Annotated in this window: 3 protein-coding genes; 1 reads left to right on the top strand and 2 read right to left on the bottom strand. The window is 61.5% G+C overall.

The window, feature by feature from the left end:
- Nucleotides 1-97 precede the first annotated feature (97 nt).
- Together PseAD21_RS29225 and PseAD21_RS29230 are read right to left on the bottom strand one after the other, a co-directional pair.
- Entirely contained in the window at nt 98-643 is a 546-nt protein-coding gene (locus PseAD21_RS29225) for a hypothetical protein (protein ID WP_102359163.1), read from the bottom strand.
- A gap of 83 nt (nt 644-726) precedes the next feature.
- On the bottom strand, nt 727-1047 hold the full coding sequence (locus PseAD21_RS29230; RefSeq protein ID WP_102359164.1) for a hypothetical protein: 321 nt from the start codon (nt 1045-1047) through the stop codon (nt 727-729).
- Between the two features lie 157 nt (nt 1048-1204).
- Here PseAD21_RS29230 and PseAD21_RS29235 point away from each other — a divergent pair, with 157 nt between their 5' ends.
- Nucleotides 1205-2650 carry a SulP family inorganic anion transporter gene (locus PseAD21_RS29235; protein ID WP_102359165.1) on the top strand — a complete coding sequence of 482 codons (1446 nt, stop codon included), beginning with the start codon at nt 1205-1207 and terminating at the stop codon, nt 2648-2650.
- The last annotated feature ends 283 nt before the right edge of the window (nt 2651-2933 follow it).

Raw genomic sequence — 2933 nt, forward strand, 5'->3', positions numbered from 1 at the left:
GAAGCAAGCCCGCTCCCACTATTGATCTTCGATGCTTTGAGCATTGAGTTCGCTTAACTGATCGGCATTAGCCGCAATCGCGGCTCTTTTTTTGCCCTTACTTCAGGGCCTGGATGAACTGCGGATCGCTGTACAGTTCTTTCAGCAAATCGCGCAGCATCGGGTTGTAAGCGTTCACCGCATTCGGAATCGCAATGAAACCGAAGAAGCTGCTGCTCCACTGGCTGCTGACATTCTTGGTCGCGTCGTAGACCACGTCCTGGCCATTGAGCAGCGTGAAGCGTGCCGCGATCTGACCGTCGCCTGTGCCCATGCCGGCCGACAGTTCGTTCTTCACTACCAGCACTTTCAACTGACGCTGGGCTTGCGGATCAAGCAGGCCGGCCTTGCGCAGCTCTTCAGTGATCGCGTCCTGAATGTGCGCCGGGATGCTGCCGGATGGCGAGCGCACCGGGTTGGCCCGTACCACCAGCGAGCCTTCGCCGGACTCGGCACTCACTTGCGGATTGCTGATCGCGTGCAGGGGCGGGGTCTGCTTGAGCTTCTGGACGTTTTCGTAGCTCGGCTCGTAGCGGGTCATGGTCATGCCGCAGCCTTGCAGCAGCACGGCCAGCATCGGGATCAACAACAGAGACTTTTGCACGGCGTTTCCTTGCGTGAGGATAAGGGGGGGCGAATTATGGGCAGAGTGCCATCATTGAGCAACCGTCTTCGCCCAAGCTGTAATCAGCCTTCCGCGAGCCGTCCTTGTGTTTGTTGTTCGACCAGCCATTTCTCGATCTGCGCCAGTTCCCAGGTACTCAACAGATTGACCGGGTCGGTGCCATAGCGGGCGTTGAAATACCAATCGCCATCCTCCGGGCTGTGGCAGTGTTCACAATGATGTAATCGCCCACCCTCGACCTCCAGCAACAGGCGCCAGCCGTCAATATCCACGGCCATCAGGCCGGCGTCGCCGGGCGACGGGCACAGGTTGAATAGCCGCACACCCAGCGCGGCCTCGCGCAGGCGTTGGCAAACGTCGCGGGCGGTCAGCAATGCAGTCATGGTTGTACTCGGTGGCGGCAGAAGCGCGTCAGCATAAATCGCGCGTCGATGGGTGTCAGCGATTGCTGGCCCGATTCCGAACTATTCCGTACCATCCGCACCCCACTTTTTTACGAATATCAGCGGCCGCGCTCGTCGGCCGTCAGTCAGGTAAGCCATGAAACCGATACGTCTGCGCGCCGATGTCCTGGCCGGACTCACCACCTCGTTTGCCTTGTTGCCCGAATGCATTGCGTTTGCGCTGGTGGCCCACCTCAATCCGCTGATGGGCCTGTACGGTGCCTTCATCATCTGCACCTTGACCGCGTTGTTCGGCGGCCGGCCGGGGATGGTCTCCGGGGCGGCGGGTTCAATGGCGGTGGTGATTGTCGCGCTGGTGGTGCAGCACGGCGTGCAATACCTGCTGGCGACGGTGTTGCTGGGTGGCTTGATCATGATGGCGTTCGGCTTGTTGCGTCTGGGCAAACTGGTGCGCATGGTGCCGCACCCGGTGATGCTCGGCTTCGTCAACGGCCTGGCGATCATCATTGCGCTGGCGCAACTGGAGCATTTCAAGAGCGGCGAACACTGGCTCAGCGGCACGCCGTTGTACCTGATGACCGGGCTGGTGGTGCTGACCATGGCCATCGTCTACCTCCTGCCGCGCCTGACCCGCGCGGTGCCGCCGGCACTGGTGGCGATCCTTGGCGTGGGGCTGCTGGTCTACCTGTTCGGCCTGCCGACCCGCACCCTCGGCGACATGGCGCACATCGCCGGTGGTCTGCCGAGCTTCGCGCTGCCGGACATCCCGTGGAACCTGGAGACCCTGCGCATCATCGCCCCCTACGCGATTCTGATGGCGCTGGTCGGCCTGCTGGAAACCCTGCTGACCCTCAACCTCACCGACGAAATCACCGAAACCCGTGGCTATCCGGATCGCGAGTGCGTGGCGCTGGGTGCGGCGAACATGGTCTCCGGTGCGTTCGGTGGCATGGGCGGTTGCGCGATGATCGGCCAGACCGTGATCAACCTCAGCTCCGGCGGACGCGGACGCTTGTCCGGGGTGGTGGCGGGGGGGCTGATTCTGTTGTTCATCCTGTTCCTGTCGCCGCTGATCGAGCGCATTCCGCTGGCGGCGCTGGTGGGTGTGATGTTCGTGGTCTCGCAGCAGACCTTCGCCTGGGCCTCGTTGCGGGTGTTGAACAAAGTGCCGCTCAACGATGTGCTGGTGATCATCGCGGTGACCACCATTACCGTGTTCACCGATCTGGCCACCGCTGTGCTGTGCGGGATCATCATTGCCGCCCTGAATTTTGCCTGGCAGCAGGCCCGTGAGTTGTACGCCGATGAACATCTGGAAGCCGACGGCAGCAAACTCTATCGCCTGCACGGCACACTGTTTTTTGCCTCGACGACGCCGTTCCTCAACCAGTTCGACCCGGCCAATGACCCGGCGAAAGTCACGCTGGATTGCCGGCATCTGAGCTTTGTCGATTATTCCGCGATTGCCGCGCTGAAGACCTTGCGCGAGCGTTACGCCAAGGCAGGCAAGGAGTTGCAGGTGTTTCATCTGTCCGAGCGCTGCAAGAAGCTGTTGAAACGCGCCGGAGTGGAACACCACTGAGCGCTGTAACGCAGATCCACTGTGGGAGCGGGTTTGCTCCGGGCGGCGTTCCGACGAAGGCGTCAGGTCAGTCGACATGGATGCTGGATGTTCCGGCCTCTTCGTGAGCAAGCCCACTCCCACTTTCGATCTCGGCCAGCCCCGAACCCTTCATCCACCACCAATCTACTGTGGGAGCGAGCCTGCTCGCGAAGGCGTCATGTCAGGCGACATGGATGCTGAATGTGCCAACCCCTTCGTGAGCAAGCCCACTCCCACCCTTGATCTCGGCCAGCCCCGAATC

Origin of the sequence: Pseudomonas sp. AD21 (assembly GCF_002878485.1) — a bacterium.
GTDB lineage: Bacteria > Pseudomonadota > Gammaproteobacteria > Pseudomonadales > Pseudomonadaceae > Aquipseudomonas.